13 protein-coding genes are annotated in these 15,390 nt (G+C 66.6%); 7 read left to right on the top strand and 6 right to left on the bottom strand.

Translation table 11 applies throughout. The features are described 5' to 3' along the window. Positions 1-2: 2 nt before the first annotated feature. From VL752_RS02350 to VL752_RS02380, 7 genes are all read left to right on the top strand, one after another. The gene (locus VL752_RS02350) at positions 3-1,454 is read left to right on the top strand and encodes a hypothetical protein (protein ID WP_325352129.1); all 1,452 of its coding nucleotides are present in this window, start codon (positions 3-5) and stop codon (positions 1,452-1,454) included. Then, positions 1,451-2,536: a glycosyltransferase family 4 protein gene (locus tag VL752_RS02355; protein ID WP_325352130.1), complete on the top strand. Its 1,086-nt coding sequence runs from the start codon at positions 1,451-1,453 to the stop codon at positions 2,534-2,536. The genes VL752_RS02350 and VL752_RS02355 overlap by 4 nt, the downstream gene beginning before the upstream one ends. Then, entirely contained in the window at positions 2,536-3,294 is a 759-nt protein-coding gene (locus VL752_RS02360; protein ID WP_325352131.1) for a transglycosylase SLT domain-containing protein, read from the top strand. Before VL752_RS02355 ends, VL752_RS02360 begins: the two co-directional genes overlap by 1 nt. Before the next feature lie 32 nt (positions 3,295-3,326). Next, on the top strand, positions 3,327-3,959 hold the full coding sequence (locus VL752_RS02365) for a polysaccharide biosynthesis/export family protein (RefSeq protein WP_325352132.1): 633 nt from the start codon (positions 3,327-3,329) through the stop codon (positions 3,957-3,959). A 904-nt stretch (positions 3,960-4,863) separates the two neighbouring features. Then, positions 4,864-6,321, top strand: coding sequence for an exopolysaccharide biosynthesis polyprenyl glycosylphosphotransferase (locus VL752_RS02370; protein WP_325352133.1), 1,458 nt, complete (start codon positions 4,864-4,866; stop codon positions 6,319-6,321). Beyond that, positions 6,318-7,724, top strand: a complete 1,407-nt coding sequence (locus tag VL752_RS02375; protein WP_325352134.1) for a hypothetical protein — start codon at positions 6,318-6,320, stop codon at positions 7,722-7,724. The genes VL752_RS02370 and VL752_RS02375 overlap by 4 nt, the downstream gene beginning before the upstream one ends. A 484-nt stretch (positions 7,725-8,208) precedes the next feature. Then, positions 8,209-9,543: an oligosaccharide flippase family protein gene (locus tag VL752_RS02380; protein ID WP_325352135.1), complete on the top strand. Its 1,335-nt coding sequence runs from the start codon at positions 8,209-8,211 to the stop codon at positions 9,541-9,543. Between the two features lie 31 nt (positions 9,544-9,574). Here the strand turns inward: VL752_RS02380 and VL752_RS02385 are convergent, their stop codons facing one another. The 6 genes from VL752_RS02385 to VL752_RS02410 form a co-directional block, all read right to left on the bottom strand. Next, positions 9,575-10,795 carry a glycosyltransferase gene (locus tag VL752_RS02385; RefSeq protein ID WP_325352136.1) on the bottom strand — a complete coding sequence of 407 codons (1,221 nt, stop codon included), beginning with the start codon at positions 10,793-10,795 and terminating at the stop codon, positions 9,575-9,577. A 254-nt stretch (positions 10,796-11,049) separates the two neighbouring features. Continuing rightward, complete coding sequence (locus VL752_RS02390; protein ID WP_325352137.1) at positions 11,050-11,745, bottom strand: hypothetical protein; 696 nt, start codon at positions 11,743-11,745, stop codon at positions 11,050-11,052. Continuing rightward, on the bottom strand, positions 11,742-12,431 hold the full coding sequence (locus tag VL752_RS02395; RefSeq protein WP_325352138.1) for a hypothetical protein: 690 nt from the start codon (positions 12,429-12,431) through the stop codon (positions 11,742-11,744). Before VL752_RS02395 ends, VL752_RS02390 begins: the two co-directional genes overlap by 4 nt. After that, positions 12,428-13,189 carry an integrase gene (locus tag VL752_RS02400; protein WP_325352139.1) on the bottom strand — a complete coding sequence of 254 codons (762 nt, stop codon included), beginning with the start codon at positions 13,187-13,189 and terminating at the stop codon, positions 12,428-12,430. The genes VL752_RS02395 and VL752_RS02400 overlap by 4 nt, the downstream gene beginning before the upstream one ends. A 137-nt stretch (positions 13,190-13,326) precedes the next feature. Beyond that, complete coding sequence (locus VL752_RS02405; RefSeq protein ID WP_325352140.1) at positions 13,327-14,358, bottom strand: ParB/RepB/Spo0J family partition protein; 1,032 nt, start codon at positions 14,356-14,358, stop codon at positions 13,327-13,329. A gap of 51 nt (positions 14,359-14,409) precedes the next feature. After that, on the bottom strand, positions 14,410-15,390 hold a 981-nt coding region (locus tag VL752_RS02410; protein WP_325352141.1), incomplete at its 5' end, for an AAA family ATPase.

The raw sequence follows: 15,390 nt of genomic DNA on the forward strand, positions 1-15,390 counted from the left end.
CCATGGGAATCACCACCCTCGGCCTCGTTCTGGCGCCACTCGGCCTGCTCTGGTGCACCAATCCGATCCGGCTGCTCCAGCTCGCCTTCGTGGCCGCCATTTTCGAGGCAGGCGCGGCCTTTCTCTTCGGCACCTTCGGCCTGCAGCCTGCCCTGGTGCCGGGGCTCATCTTCGTTGCCTATGTCGTCGCCCAATATGCGCTCGGCATGCGCTACCAGGGCGAGGCCCAGGTGCTGCGCACGATGACGCCGCTCATCGCGCTCGTCGCCTATGCGGTGCTGTCTATCTTCCTTCTGCCGGATGCCTTCAGGGGCCAGATCATGGTCTGGCCGCAGCGGCCTGATCTGATCAATCCAGGCTATGTTCCGCTCGCCTTCACGTCTGGCAACGTCACCCAGACGCTCTATCTGACGCTCTATTCGATCGTCGCCATCTGCGCAGGCTTGCTGGTCACACGCCACGGCTTTCGCTTCGAAACCCTGCTTCGCGCCTATCTCCTCGGCGGCTACCTGGTCGTTATCCTCACCTTCTGGGATTTCGCCTATCGCATCGCGGGCGTCTACTTCCCGAAGGAGATCGTCTATTCCAACCCCAATTGGGCGATCGTGAATCAGGTCATCGGGCCGGTACCCCGCATTCAGGCAACCTTCTCGGAACCCGCGGCCCTCGCCTTCTACTGCTCCGGCCTGTTCTTCTGCTGCCTTTGGCTGAACGCAAAGGGCCGGCGCATCATGCGGGTCGACGTCCTGCTCGGCCTCGCGATTCTCGCCATGCTGTGCTCGACCTCGACCACAGGCATTCTGACCCTCGTCGCCGGCTTTCCCGTCATGATCGGCTACGCGTTTCTGACGCGCCAGCCGGCCGCCGCCGCACAACTGGCGAAGAAGGGTGGTGCCCTGCTTCTGGTCGGCGGCCTTCTGCTCGGGCCGGTCTTCATCATGGTCCCCGCGCTGCAATCCTCTGTCAGCGAGGTGATGGACGCGACGCTGTCGAAGGGTGACAGCCAGTCCTATCAGGAGCGCAGCGGTCTCGACGACGCAGCCCTCGCGACACTGGGGCAAACCGATGGGCTCGGCGTCGGCTGGGGCAGCTTCCGCACCTCCAGCCTGGTGCCCGGCCTTGCCGCCAATGGCGGCGTTTTCGGCCTCGCCATGGTGGCTCTGCTTGCCTTGCAGGTGACATTGCTCATGCGCCGCGCCGGGCGCCGCAATCCCAACCATGCGGGTGGCGTGGTGCTGGAGGGTTTCGGCGCCGCGCTCGCCGGCCAGCTCGCCGCCGCCCTTCTTTCCGCTCCCACGATCAGTTCCATCGTCTTCTATCTCCAACTCGGCTGCGTCACCGGCACAGCGGCACGCATGCTGTCCGAGAGCAGGCGTAGCCAAGCCGTCGCCCACCGCCCCGCGGGCTCCGCAATCCTGGCCGAGAGCCCCAACAACAGAGGCAGTTTCGCATGATGCCCGGCCCCGTCTATCTCAATGGCCGCTACCTCGCCCAGCCGGTGACCGGCGTGCAACGTTTTGCCGCAGAAATCGTCGGCGCGATCGGCACGCTGACGGCCGCCGGGGAATGGCCCGAGACCACGCTTTTGACACCGCAACTTGACGGATCTGCCGCGGTTCTCCCAGGTGGCACGCAGCCCTCGGCGCGCCCGGTCGGCCATCGCCAGGGACATCTGTGGGAGCAGATCGACCTGCCGCGGGCAGCCCGCGGCGGCACCCTTGTCAATCTCGGCAATACCGCCCCCCTCCTCAGCGGCGCCGGCCAAGTCGTCGTCATCCACGATGCCGGCGTCTTCGATACGCCCTATTCCTATTCCTGGAAGTTCCGCCTCTGGTACAAGAGCTTGCAACACGCCCTGGTCCGTCGCGGGGCCCGCATCGCGACCGTCTCGGAATTCTCGCGCGCCCGCATCGCGGCCCGGCTCGGGCTTGATCCCGCGCGCATCGCCGTCATTTACGAAGGCGCGGACCACATCCTGCGTGTCCCCGCGGACGAGAGCGTGCTCGCGCGGCACGGGCTGGAGCGAGGGCGCTTCGCCCTCGTCGTCGGCAGCCGCGCGGCGCATAAGAACCTCGCCGCCCTTGACGAGGTCGTGCAGGCACTGGCCGCGCGCGGCATGGTCGTCGCCATGACGGGCGGCGCCAATCGCGCCGTCTTTCAGGATACGGAAGAAGCGTCTGCCATCCGCTCGCTCGGCCGCGCCAGCGATGCCGAACTGCGCGCCCTCTACGAGAATGCCGCCTGCCTCCTCTTCCCCTCGCGCTACGAGGGTTTCGGCCTGCCGCCAGTCGAGGCGATGATCTGTGGTTGCCCGGTCATCGCCACACGCGGCGGCGCGGTCGAAGAGATCTGCGGTGAGGACGCGCTCTATGCGCGGCTCGATGAGCCGGCCTCGCTTTCGGGCACCATTACGCGATTGCTGGACGAGCCCGGGCTGCGCGCCGATCTCAGCGCGCGCGGCCGTGCGCGGGCTGAGCGGCTGAGCTGGGCCTCCTCCGCCCGTCTGCTCGGTGACGTCGTTCGGCAGGCCGCGTGATGGCGCAGCAGTCCCGGACCAGCCGCCTCGCCGTGGCCGTCCTTGCTCTGAGCGCCGTCCTTGGTGCAGGCCGCGCCCATGCCGGCCTGCTCGACAAGCCCGCCGATTCGAGCCAACTCTGCGGCGCGGCCGTGCAGGCGGCGGAAGCCCGCTATACCCTGCCCACCGGCTTGCTTTATGCGATCAGCGAGGTCGAATCCGGCCGCCCCGTGGATGGCGGGTCAACCCGCCGGCCCTGGCCCTGGACCGTCCAGGCCGAGAGCCAAAGCCATTACTTCGCAACCGAGGCCGCCGCCATCCAGTGGGTGCAGCAGGCCCAGGCGCGCGGCGTTGCCTCCATCGACGTCGGCTGCATGCAAGTGAATTTGATGTATCATCCCTCTGCCTTCAGAACGCTCGACGATGCCTTCGACCCGGCACATAACGCCGATTACGCGGCTCGCTTCCTCACGTCGCTGCATGCCGAAACGGGGGATTGGCACGAGGCGGCCGGACGCTACCACTCCGAAACGCTCGCTCTCGCCATGCCCTATCGGCGGCAGGTCGAAGCGGTGCTTCATGGCGGCGGGTTCGCCCTTTCGCCCCAGGCGATCCGCCTGCAGAAAATGCAAGCGGCCTGGAACGCCACCTTGGCCCCCGGCAAACCCGCGGAGACCGCTCTGAGTGGCGACTGGAGCAAACTTCTGGCTAAACCCGGAGCCGACCGGCACCTGCACCGCCGGCCACGACGCGTGATCTTGCTGACCGACGCAAATTGAGTGCACATTCCTCTCCCACGGGTGTCAATGTCTTGAACGAACAAGAAAAACAGGCGGTGGCCGCGATGAATCTTCCCTTCTGCATCCCCTCTAACGCGCGCGGGCGCGCGCCGCGCCTGGCGGCGCTCGGGCTTGCCGCCACCCTGGCGCTCTCGGCCTGCGCGCCCGGCTCCGGCCTGCCGAAGCTCGCGGAGACGGCGCCGGCGTCCTATACGCTCGGCGCCGGCGAGGAGGTGCGGATCGTGGTCTTCGGCCAGACCGAACTCACGGGGCGTTTCACCGTCAATGACAGCGGCACTATTTCGGTGCCATTGCTGGGCGACGTGCCTGCCCGCGGCAAGACGACCGACCAGCTGGCACAGACGATCGCGACCGATCTCGAGCAGCGCAAGCTTCTCAACAGCCCGAGCGTCTCGGTCGAGATCACGAAATACCGCCCCGTCTTCGTCCTCGGCGAGGTCAAGACGCCCGGCCAGTATCCCTACGAGCCCGGGATGACGGCACTGACCCTCGTCGCAATCGCCGGCGGCTTCACCTATCGCGCACAGACAGGCTACGTCTCCGTTCTCCGCAAGGAAGACGGCCAGGTCGAGGAGGGCCAGGCGCCGCGCGGCGAGGAGCTCCGCCCTGGCGACGTCGTGACCATTTTCGAGCGCTATTTCTGAAGTTCTGAAAGCATGGACAAAAAAGCCCCGCCGCTAGCGGGGCTTTTTTTTATTCCTCTCGGTTCCCTTCCAAGCCGAAATGCAACGTCCGTATCAGCCCGTTCCGCTGATAGACGCCTCGGATGATGTCGATTCGCTGCCCAAGCTGCGTGACGCTCGGCTGTCATCCTCGTCGCCCCCGTGCCCCTGACATTTGGACTATCAAATCTCGACTCCGCGTATTCCAGCCGCTCACCTGTGAGCACCGTGACACCGAGGTGCTGGTCTTAGCTATCGTTTGCGGTGATGGAATTGGCATCTGCCGGGGTTTGCCCCTGGGCGGATCATATCCAACTGGCGAAGGCCATTCCGAGCAACGGCGCAGTCCACGCCTGCGATCTTTTGAGCGAGGCGCGCGGCCTTCGCCAAGTCCCGGCGGGAAGACGCGCCTGCCGCATACTGCGGACGGGTGACAAATCCAGCGCGGCGCACCACCTGAACACGGTTTGTGCCCGGCTCTCTCTCAGAAAAAGAGGATTCCGGCACACCGTCCGAGGCTGCCTGATCGGCCATCGCCCCGCCCACCGGAACGTGATGGCGTGCCAGGCGCGTTCCGTCTCCCTTCGAGCCAATGGCCATTCGAACGCGCATGGGGCGAAGGAGGTACGTCCGTCACCTGTCGCCCTGGCCGCCTCGGCCCAATGGCGCAGTCCACGCGTTGCGCGCAGCGATGCACCACCGTCTTTCTCCCCCGGTCGGCCAGTGTCGATTCCCGTTGCTCAGTCCTGCGGCCGATACGCCTGCCAAAACAGGTGCGCCACTACAGCCTCTCGGCGCCTCAGTCTTGACCGAACTGGCGTCATCTCAACAGGCCGCGACTCTCTTAGATCTCCTCGGATTGAAATCGCACCTCCGGGAGGATTGCTTGTCCAGTTTGAAAGGTCATCCTGCTTCCCAGGTCATGGCGGCGCGCGACGTGAATTTCGCGGTCGCCGCCCAGCCCAAGCTTTCACCCGTCACCTGCGCCATCTCCTTCCTCGCGGCCGATCTTCTGGCCGCCGTGCTTGCACAGACCGTCGTGGTCGGCGGCACTGTTCTGTTCGCGGCCAATCCCGCGCGGATCATGCCGGTCGCCACCACCAATGTCTTCGAAATCACCGTCATCCTCGGCATCTCCATCGCCTATCTCGCGCTGCGTGGGCGCTATACCGCCCGCACGCCCTTCTGGGCGGAGGCGAGCCAGCTTTTCGCCGCGTCCTCCTGGGCGATCGGCGTCGAATTTCTCGTCGGCTTCTTCAATCGGGACGTGATGGGCCATCTCCCGGGGCTCGCCATCCTTCTGCTCTTCCCGCTGCTCGCGACCCTCGCCAATGCGCTGGCCAAGACACTGCTGGTGCAAACCGGCGCCTGGCGCCTGCCCATCGTCTTGGTGGGCGACGGTGATGCCGCCCTTGCGGCAGAAGCGGCCCTCGCCTCCGATCCGTCGCTCGGTTACGCGATCGTCGGCCGGGTCGATCCTCACATGCTCGTCCCCAATGCCGGCGGCTCGCATCTGCGCGCCATTCTGGAGCGCCACCACGCGGCCCAGATCGTCTTCGCGCTCGACAGTGACACCGTACTGCAGCGCCAGCTGATCGATTCTGCGCTGCGCGATACGGTGCCCTTCGCCATCGCCCCGGGTCCCCGGGCCGTGCCCGCGCTCGCTTGGCAATCGACGCGCTTCTTCAGCCACGACGTCGTCATGCTGAGCTTCCAGCACGGCACCTCCCGCACCGCCGCCCAAATGCTGAAATCCGCCATCGACTTGGCGGCCGCGGTCCTCCTGCTCATCCTCTCAAGCCCCATCTTCCTGCTCGCCTGGCTGTTCAACCTGTTCTCAGACGGGCCGCTCTTCTTCGCCCATCCCCGTCTCGGCATCGGTGGCCGCCTCTTTCCCTGCCTGAAATTCCGCACCATGGTGGTGGACGGCGATCGCGTGCTGCAGCAGGCCCTGGCGCAGGATCCGGCGCTTCAGGCGGAGTGGGACGAAACGCAGAAGTTGCGGAACGATCCCCGCGTTACCCCCTTCGGCCGCTTCCTGCGCAAGACGAGCCTTGATGAACTGCCCCAGCTCATCAATGTCATCCGCCGGCAGATGAGCTTGGTCGGGCCGCGGCCGATCGTGCAGAGCGAGGTGCGCTTCTATGGCGAGGACATCGCCCATTACTACAATACCCGCCCGGGCGTGACCGGGCTGTGGCAGGTCAGCGGCCGCAGCAACACGACCTATGCCCGGCGGGTGCAGCTCGATGTTTGGTATGTCAACAACTGGAGCGTGTGGCTCGATATCGCGGTGCTGCTGAAGACCCTCCCCGCAGTTCTGGCGCGGACCGGCGCACATTGAGCGGCGCCACATTGCCCCGGACCGTCAGCCCGGCGGGCGCCGTCACGCTGCCCCGGCTGTCGCTCATCTGCCTCCTGGTCCTGCCCCTTCCGGCACAGGCGGCAGGCGCAGCGGAGAACAGCGGCCTCAACACTGGGCCAGTGCGGCCGGTGCGCGCGGCGAGCGCGGAAAGCTTCCTGTCATCGCTTGGGGTCAATATTCATATCGACCAGGGCTATGACGCAAAGAACTACATCGCCCCGCTGCGCTATCTCGGCGTCCGCGCGGTGCGGGACGGTATCCGCCATGTCGACAGCGAGGTCATGCTGGCCCAGGCGACGGGCGTGCGCTTCGTCATCCAGGGCGGCGGCAATCTTTCAGGCGAGCTGGCTTCGGCGCGGATATTAGCCCAGGCGCATGCGCTGCTCGCCCTCGAAGGGCCGAACGAGCCGAACAATTTCGCCATCACCTACCAGGGCAAGCAGGGCGGCCACGACCATGGCTGGGAACCGGTCGCGGCCTTCCAGGAGGCTCTCTACAGCGCAGTGAAGGCCGATCCCGCACTGAAAGCCTATCCCGTCTTCGGCGTGTCGGAGACCGGAGCCCAGCCGACCGATCTCGGCCTGCAATTCCGCACCACGCCCGCGAACTTTAAGGGCGCCGTACCGCCCGGCACGCATTTCGCGGATTTCCTCAACGTCCATAACTATGTCAGCGGCGTGCATGGCGGCTACGGCAACAACCAGGCCTGGCAGGCGGCCGATCCTACGCTTGATGGGCGATGGGATGGGCTCTGGGGCAATTGCGGTGTCACCTGGCTGCGCCGTTTCCGCGGCTATGATGCGGCGGCTATCGTCCATGAACCGCGGGTCACGACCGAGACGGGGTGGGACAGTGTCTCCGATACCGGCGGCGAGGCGGTGCAGGCCGCGGTCCTGAGCAATACCTATCTCGCCCAGTTCCGGCGCGGGTGGCGCTACACCTTCATCTACGAATTGGAGGATAACGAAGGTGGCTCAGGCCATCAGGGGCTTTTCGACGGCGCCCGGCCGAAGATGGCCGCGACCTATATCCACAATCTCACCACCATCCTGGCCGATCAGGGCACCCTGCCCCATCCGGGAAGCCTCTCCTTCACGATCGGGACCAAGTCGAAGACCGTGCATGACCTTTTGCTCCAGAAGAGCGACGGCGAATTCGATCTTGTCGTCTGGGACGAAAGGCGCGACGGAACGGACGACGTCACCGTGACCTTCGCCAGGCCACAGAAAAAGGTCGAGGTTTTCGACATCGCGCAGGGCACTGAGCCGCGCAGCAGCGAACAGCATGCCCGGCACATTGCTCTTCAATTGAGCAATCACGCCGTGATCCTGCGTATCCCGGCGCCGGGCGCCCATAAGAAGCCGGCACACAAAAAACCGTGACAAGGGGGACAGCATGGAGCGGGTCCCTTTTTTCTTCTCTTGAGCTTCCCCGGGTTCCTTGACCTCAGTGGAGGAGGCTTGTCGCGTCCCCGGTCAGGCGCGGCCCGATCACAGGGTCGAACAGCGCGCGTACCAGGCCGATCAGGCCGCTCGCACGCATGCATCTGAGACGCCGGAGCCGACGATCACGATGTCGCGGTCCCATGGTCAGCCCGGTCGCGCCTCCGCGCCAAGAGTGCAGGCGGGAGGCGGGGGTCAGCCGAGGGCGCGCCGCAGAATTGCTGAAAGTCTTTTGGTCGAAAGGCGTATTTCCAAGCCCGCGAAAAGCACAATAACACTCGGACACGTCGGATCATGGGGCTCCGGTTGGATGATACATCCGGCATGATCCTCCGCCCGGCCGGCTCGGTTCCTCAAACAGTACAGGGCACCATGATTCTTGGTTTCCGTTCGCCCCGTCTCCCCCGCGAGATGGAGTTTGCCCGTGGCTGAACAGGGCGCGCTGAAGCGCCTTGCGCGCAATCTCGTCTCGACCACGGTATTCCAGGCGAGCGGCTATATCCTCGCTCTGATCAACGTGCCCTATCTCACGCGCACCCTGGGCGTCGCGGATTACGGCGTCCTCGCCTTCGTCATCAGCATCAACGCCTATCTCTATCTGATCGTCGATTGGGGCTTCTCGCTCGGCGCCACGCGGGACGTGGCGCAGGCCCGCGGCGACGAGGATATGCTGCGGGCGATCTTCTGGAAGACGATGACGGCCAAGGCTCTGCTCTCCCTGCTCGCCACCGTCATTCTCTTCGCTGTGCTCGCGCTGCACCGCGTGCCCTCGCCCATCTATCTGCTGCTGCCGGGCCTGTTGAACATCGTGGGCGCCGCCTTCACGGTCGACTGGTTCATGCAGGGCATGGAACGCATGGGGCTGTTTACCCTCTATTCGATCGGCGGCCGCAGCCTCGTCGTCCTGCTCACCTTCATCCTCGTGCATGGGCCGGACGATACCTGGATCGCCTGTGCCTTGCAGGGCGTGGGCGGCATCAGCTCTGGTCTCGCCGGCTTCATCATCGCGCGCCGCGTGCTCAAGCTCGGCCGCATGCGCCTGCCGTTTCACGCCGCCCTCGGCCAGATCTGGCACTATCGCCACTACTTCCTGACGCAGAGCAGCTGGATCGCCTATTCGGCCGCCGCCCCCCTGATGCTCGCTCTCATCGCAGGGTCGAGCGCGGTCGGTCTCTTCGCCGGGGCCGACCGCATCTCCCGCATCGCCCTCATGGTGGCCCTTCCCGTCAGCATGGTCATGTATCCCAGGGTCAACGCCCTGATGGCGCAATCGCGCGAGGCGGCCGCCCGTGTCGCGGGCCCCTTCCTCGCCTTCCAGGTCTCGCTGGCCCTCGTACTCGGGGCGATCTTCTTCTTCGGCGCCGATCTCATCGCTGCCATCGTGCTCGGCCCCGGCTTCCACCAATCGGCGGAAGTGCTGCGCTGGCTCTCCGTGCTTCCTTTGCTCACCGGGATCGTCGGCACGCTGTCGCGCCAGTTCCTCATCCCGCTCGGCTGGAGTCGCGCGGTCTCCCGCATCACCATGGGCTATACGGCAGTCTATCTTGTGCTGCTCACGGGCGGCTGCTTCGCCTTCGGCGCGGTGGGCGCCGCCATGGCGCTGATCGCGACCGAGTTCCTGCTCGCCGTCACCTTCGCGGCCTATCTGCTGCGGCAGGAGCGCCCCTTCACGCTCGCCGCCATCGCGGCCATCACCGACACGCCGCGGCAGCTTGCGGCGGTCTGCACCATGCTGCGCGGCAGGCTGCGGTCGAGCTGATTGAACAGGCGGCGGTAGCCGCGCCGGGGTCTCAGACCCCGCTGGCGACCCGGTCGCTGACGAAGGCGCGGATGCGCTCGCGGAAGCGCTCCTCGGAGAAGCGCAGCGCATTGGCGCGGCAGATATCCGGGGTGATGTCCGGGGCTAGGCTGTCGAAGCGTGCAAGCGCCGCGGCGATCGCGGAGACCGACTGTTGGTCGAAGAGCACGCCGGTCGGGACGGCGTCCTCCTCGGTCGCGATGATGTCCCGCGCGCCACCCTTCCCGAAGGCGATGACCGGCGTTCCACAGGCCTGCGCCTCCACCATGGCGATGCCGAAATCCTCCTCTGCCGCGAAGATCGCGGCGCGGGCACGCTGCATGAGACGGACGAGTTCGGCCTTCGGCACGGCGCCGCGGAATTCGATGTTGCGCGCGCCCTGGGCGGCCGCGCGCACGCGGGCATCTTCCGGCCCCTCGCCCACGACCACGAGCCGGCGCCCCGGCTGGTCGCGGAAGGCCCGGACCACGAGATCGGCACGCTTATAGGGCACGAAACGCCCGGCGAGCAGGAAGAAATCCTCCTTCTCGCGGCCGATGGTGAACTCGGTCACGTCCACCGGCGGATGAATGACCGAGGCGGCGCGCCCATAGGCCTTCTTCACGCGCCGCGCGATGTAGCGGGAATTCGCGATGAAGTGATCGACATGCTGGGCGCTGGCGTAATCCCACAGCCGCAGCCTGTTGAAAAGCCAACGGATATAGAGCGCCTTGAGACCCCAGCCGAGCTGCGACTGGCGCAGATACTGATGCTGCAGGTCCCAGATATAACGCATCGGCGAATGGACGTAGCTGATGTGGATCTGGTCCGGACCGGTCAGCACGCCCTTGGCAACCGCATGATTGCTCGAGATCACGACATCGTAGCCGCTGAGGTCAAGCTGCTCGATCGCCATCGGCATCAGGCCGAGATAGTGGCGGAACAGGCGGCGCGCGCCGGGCAGCTTCTGCACGAAGGTCGTGGTAACGGGGCGGCCTTGCAGGAAGGCGCGGTCCTTGGCCGGCACGAAATCCACCACCGCGAAAAGGTCAGCCACAGGAAAACAGCGCAGAAGTTGTTCGAGAACCCGCTCTGACCCGCCATAGACCTGAAGCCATTCATGGACAATGGCGATCCGCGGCGCGCGGGGGGGCGCGAGAGCCGCCGCCGCTGGCGTCGCTCTGCCCTCTTCGCGCGCATAGGCGGGGCGTGGAGCGAGACGTTGATCGGCCATCGGCATATCTCCAAGACAAGCATTGTTCGGTTCAATGTCGCATCCTGCGGCTGGCCCTCAAGAGCTGAAAACCGGGTATCCGGCCCCCTCCGACGGGCGATGGGCCACTCCTTTAGGGTGACTTGAACAGAACCCGTTTGGCCATGGACTCCGACCAATCGAACTAGATGCCCGCAGGAGAGATGCGTGGCGCGCCGGGCTTCCGCCTGCACGGCCCTTCAGCGGATGCCGCGCGGCAACCCCGCGCTCATCGCCTAGACGTCGGACCGCCGCATCAGCGGCAGGCCTTGTGGCGTTGTCTGATCAAGGATGACGGCGCCGCCCTTCGCGAGTTCGAGCCCGGCGGCGAAGGTGCTGCTCCAGGCGGAGCGACGGCGCAGCGCCTCGCCTGCCTCGGACGGCAGCAGGGCGGGCAGATCGAGCCCGGCCGGCGCTTTGGCCAGCCGCTGCAGGATGCGCGCCCTGGCTTCCGTGATACCGTGCAGCGCCGCCGGCGCCGGCTGGTAGAGGGGAATCGCCTCATGCAGGAATCCCTCGAAAACGGCGATGCTCGCCCAGAGGAATTCGATCACGTCCAGCGCCATGTCCTCTTCCCCGCCAGGTGTGTCGGCCCCGCCCCGGCTGAAGATGTCCTGCCCCAGCTGCGGCCGGGCCCCGAGCCAAAGAGCGAGCGCCCGCGATTCCGCGAGTCCCGCTGGTTGCGCGCGCAAGCGTTCGGTCTCCGCCGCGTCTGGCCCCTGCGGCGCCGTGGCCTCGCGTGGCAGCAGCAGGCGCGAGCGGCGTTCCAGCATGGCCGCCACGGTCACGATCCACCCGGCCTTGTCGGTCAAGGCGCCATCGCCGTGGAGAGCGGCGCCGAGCGCATCGAGGAGGAGCGCGAGCGGCAGGGACGCGAGATCGAGCCGCCCCTCGCGCATCTCGGCCAGCAGACGATCGAAGGTCTCGCTCACGATGCGCCGCCCGCAGCCGGCAGGAAGAGGAGCGTCGGCCACAGGCGGGCGAGCCCGGCCACGCGCAACGCCGTGCCGCCGAGCCCCCAGAACCGATAGGTCACGCCGTCTGCGCTCCGCGACAGGGCGACGCGCCTGATCTGGACGACACCCCAATGCTCCCGGCACCAGGCGAGCGACGCAGGGTCTGCCGCGCCGCGTGCGAGCACCGCGCCCGGCACCGGCATCAGCGCATGCAGGTCGAGCGGGCAGGCCTGTCGCCCCGCCGCAGTCTGGCCCCAGGCAGCCGCCCGGGCGCGATGGGCCCCCACCGCGTCGCGATACTGTCGGGCGAGGAGGCGGCAGGCTTCGACCGAGAGGCCCCGGCGTGCCGCCGGCACCGCGAGCGCCCGATGGAAGGCATCTTCCTCCAGCCGCGCTTCATCCTCCTGCCAAGGCGTGATGCCGGGACCTTGCGCTGCGGCGACGAAGGCCGCCAGGGCGTCTACCGGATCCGTCCCGGCCGAACCGCCCCCGGCCGAACCGCGCACGGTCAGCGCGCAGGGCACCCACCCCGCGGGATCAGGCGAAGCGGGCAGTGCCGGGCGGCGGCCGCGCGGGCGCAAGGCAGGCGTTGGCGGATTCGGTCCCGGGTCCGGCGCCTCCGGGGCGGGTACCGTCTCCCAGGGAAAGCGCAGCGCGCTCACGCGGCACCGGGCTTGCGCTTGCGCCTGCGCTCGTGCCTGCGCAGTGCGTCGGGGCTAAGCCGGCCGGGCACCTCATCCGCAATCCCGGCGAGGCCGACCCGGCGCGCGAGGATGCGCCGAACAGCGTCGGGGTTGAGTGCATGGGCGCCGATGGTGCCGCCCCGGCTGACCGGTCTGAAAAGCGGCCCCGCGCGCCGCCGCGCCATCTCCTGCCAGGCGCGGAAGGCGGCGACCGGGCAGGTTCCGGCCTCGCTGCCGCGCGGCAGCAGCACCGCCCTCCCCTTCCCTTCGCCGGCGCCCCCGATGCGCAGGGTCAGCCCACCGGCTGCCTCCGCTACATCCTCGACCTGAAGTCCCACGAGGTCGGCCCGGCGCAGCCGGCCCGTAAAGGCGAAGAGCAACAGCGCACGATCCCGCCTGCCACGGGCCGATGGGTCGCAGGTTTCGAGAAGCCGGCGCAGCAAGGATGGTGTCAGGGTGGCGGCAGATGCGGACGGGACGCGGACTCTCGGCAGAGTTTTCCGGATCGCGGCATGGTCGCCGTCCCAGGCGAGGTCGTTAAACTGATGCATCTTGGCGATAGCGGCGAAGCGCCGGCGGATGGTGCTCGGGGCGTGGCTCGCAGCGAGGCTCGCAAGATAGGCCTCGACGGTCTCGGGTGAGGCCGGCGCCGGCACCAAGTGAGAGGCCGCGCACCAGGAAGCGTAATGCGCCCAATCGGCGCGATAAGCGCGCAGCGTGGCGGCGGAAGCGGGCACGGATCTGCCTGTCATCCCCGCAGGATCGCGGTTTCCGCCGCCCCAGGGCAAGGAGAAATTACATTAGGCGTGATAACAACAGTTCGAGGGGAGACTCAGCCCCTTCTCAACGGCTTAGCAGCACGCCCCTGCCCCCCTCAGCTATGAGCCAGCTTGTCCAGAACCTCATCGATCGCTGCCCGCAGCTGGGTCCGGTCGGCGGTCGCGGCGCGCGGCACGCTGATGATGAAATTGCTGCCCCGCTGCGGCCGCGTGCCGCGCGCGAGCAAGGCGCCGGAGGGCCCACGCACGGCAACCTCCACAGGCTTGGCACTCGCCCGCGCTGTCTCCTTTCGCCGCGTCGCCTGTTGCAGCCGTTTCACAACGTCTGCTGCCGGAATCGGCGGTTGACCCGCCTGCTGGCGCTCGCGCTGCTCCTCGGCGATAGCCTCGGCCTCCCCGGTTACCGCCTGGGCCGATAGCGGATGGCGCATCAGTGGCCCAAGGGTCGCCGCATGGCTGATTTTGATAGCGTGGAGTGTGCCGAAGGCTTCCGTCACGACAAGCGGAAACTGCGCCAGTTCCAGATAGCGGCTGAGCCAGCTTTGGCTGACCGAAAGCCGCTCGGCCATGCGCGCCTGGTTGCCGCCGTAATAGCGCGTGAGTGCCCCGGCGTAGTCCCGCGCCCGCTCGACATCCGAGAGATCCTTGCGGCTGCGGTTTTCGAGATCCGCGATACGGAAGGCTTCCTCATCCGTCATCTCCCGTGGCTCGACGAGGAATTTGAAACCCGGCTGCCCGTGGGCGCGCATATAGCCAGCCGTCCAATGCCGGCGCGCGCCGCAGATCACCTCAAACTGATGGGTCGGCTCGCCGAGCAGCCGGCGCACGATGGCCGGCACTTCCTGCCGTCCCTGGGCCTGAAAGCTTTCGATGAGATCCGCGCAGTTCTCGGCATCGAGCGCCGCATAATCGCGATTATGGTGTTCCCAGATGCGGCAGACGGCCGGGTCCACCAGCTCCTGGTCGCGGGTCACGGTCTGGCCCGAGGCGAGTTCGGCCAGCCTGTTGCCCCGGCTCTGCAGCACGCCAGTGCGCGGCGGCAGCTTGGCCCCAACTGGCGGCGGCGTGTCCCCGGTCTTTCCGGTGCCGGTCAGGCCGGCCGCGAATCCCTTATTGCCCAGTGCCATAATTTCGTTCCAAATCAATCGGTTGGGTCACAATTGCAGGTCTGCAAGAAGCTAGAGAAGCCCTTCTGCCCGCAGCTTTTTGGCGTGGCTCGGCCAGGTGCTGCGAATCTGCAGTTCGATCTCGGCATTGACGCCGTTGAAATGGGCCAGTCCGCGCTGATAGGTCTCGCGGGAGGTCACTGGCGCGGCCAGTTCATAGATCGTCATCAGCCGTGCGGAAGCATTGTCGATCTCGGCACTGTCGCGCAGCACGGTCCGTAGCATCCGATCGCCGAAAAGATTGCGCATAAGGCCGAGCAGTTCCCGCTGCATGGATTTTTGCTCGTCCGCCCGCGTCGCCGCGAAGCGTATCCAGGAAAAATCGACCGGGAAATGGCGTTCCTCCAGCACCTGCAGCGTCTCGTAAAGCATAGCAAGGAAGGTCGTGGTCGAGGCGAAATCCACTACCGTGGGCGGCATCGGCACCAGCAACGCATTGGCCGCCCGCATGACGGAAAGCGAAACGGTGCCAAGCGCGGGCGGCGGGTCGAGCACGATCACGTCAAAATGGTCGGCAATGGACTCGAGCCCTTCGGCGAGCCGGTTGAGCAGCCGCGGTTCCGAGCGGGAGATGCGCGCCGCCAATTCATATTCGGCCGAATAAAGCTTCAGGTTAGCTGGGACGAGATAAAGATTGTCCCAATGCGTCTCCCGCACGGCATAAGCGAGGCTCGTCATCTCCATGTTGCGGAAGAAGGGATATAGCGTCTCTTCCTCATGGATATCGAGATCGGGCACATAGCCGAACAGCGCCGTGGAGGAGCCTTGGCTATCGCAATCGACGAGGCAGACCCTGTAGCCCTGGATCGCCAGATACTGCGCGAGATGGGCCGAGACCGTGGACTTGCCGACGCCGCCCTTGAAATTCTGCACGGCAATGATCGAGACCGGATCCTCCGCGCCGCGCCAGGGTCGGGTGCCGAAAACCTCCCGCATTTGGTTGACCTCGGCGAGCGTATAGCCCACCCGGCGGCCAGACTGGGTGCGCTCCAC

Origin of the sequence: Acidisoma sp. (assembly GCF_035492295.1) — a bacterium.
Taxonomy (GTDB): Bacteria; Pseudomonadota; Alphaproteobacteria; order Acetobacterales; family Acetobacteraceae; genus Acidisoma.